This window comes from Acinetobacter sp. ANC 4636 (genome assembly GCF_054454555.1).
This window is the reverse complement of sequence record NZ_JBTKVD010000042.1, coordinates 1-1,215: the sequence shown is the minus strand read 5'-3', so window position 1 is coordinate 1,215 and position 1,215 is coordinate 1. Positions and strand designations below refer to the sequence as shown.

The window sequence follows — 1,215 nt, the reverse complement described above, 5'->3', positions numbered from 1 at the left end:
CTTTGACTATCACGCCATTTTGCATCGCTGGTTGGAGTATTTGCTTTGTCGTCTTTTTTCTCTTTTGTAGAACCAAAACCTCCCGACAAACTAACCGTAGTTGCATCATAGCTACTACTATTTTGAATATTACTAAAAGTAAGGCTATTGGCTGTTAGATCATTATTTTCCTTTGCTGCTGTTGAAACAATTGCCCCACCTTTTAAGTCAACACTGTCCGCTTTGACATGGTAGCCTCCTTCCCCTGCAAACAGACCAGACTGTTTATTAACTGAATTAGAATTACCCGATGCATTGCTATTACTATAGTTACCCGATACCTGCCAAGCGGTTCCTAATGAAATTTGTAGGCGAGCACCAACACCTGTCTGATCAATATCTTGCTGAACAGTATCTTGCTGACTGATAACACTGAGTTTACCTCCAATGTCTGCATCAATACGATTAGCTGAGGCTTGAGCACCTGCTAAAGTTGTATCACCCAGACTCTTTATTTTCAGTTGATCCGATTGTAACGTGGTATTGCTATGTATGTTATTGTCCGTATGGTTGCTGCCTTGACCATAACCTGCCTCTGCATAGAAATAGACCCCCGTTTGTGCCCCGAAAGAAGCCCCATATCCAACACTTAAGCCTGCATTACTATTTTTTCCATCCGCCTTTTGCTGACTCTGGCCAGATTCTAAAAGAATATCTTTCGCAGAATCTAGGCTGATTGTATCTTTAGCCGTTACCTGCGTGTTTTGTAGATGAATATTGCCTTCGGTACTGGTCAGATTAATATTACCCCCAGCATTGAGAAGGTTTTGCTGAGAAGAGGCATAGGTACTTTTTTGCTCACTCTGACTAGTCTTAAAACCAATCCCAGCTTCAGCTTTGGCAACATAAGCGCCTTGAAGATCGCTATATGACTGATAACCTTGAGCGACTGCAGCCAAGCCTTGTAATGTCTTAGTACGATCATCGGCTTTGCTCTCTTTAGCTTCTTCTATGGCATTGGCTAAATCAATCAGTGGTGAACTCACACGGCTAAATAGCCCAATTTTAAGATCTTGTGAAGACTGCTCAGAACTTCCTGTATTTTTTCCTTCCAGTATCGCAATATCCTTGGCCCGAATATTAATATCTTTCGCTGCTACAAGGTCAGCAACTTGTTGAGTATATTGATTTCCTGCCTGAATATTAATATTGCCTGCCAGACTTCCAATTTGGCTA

The 1,215-nt window shown here is 41.6% G+C and carries 1 protein-coding gene; it reads right to left on the bottom strand.

Annotation, left to right across the window (positions count from 1 at the left end; genetic code table 11):
* On the bottom strand, positions 1-1,215 hold a 1,215-nt coding region (locus tag ACX1N5_RS15690; protein WP_458803570.1), incomplete at both ends, for a hemagglutinin repeat-containing protein.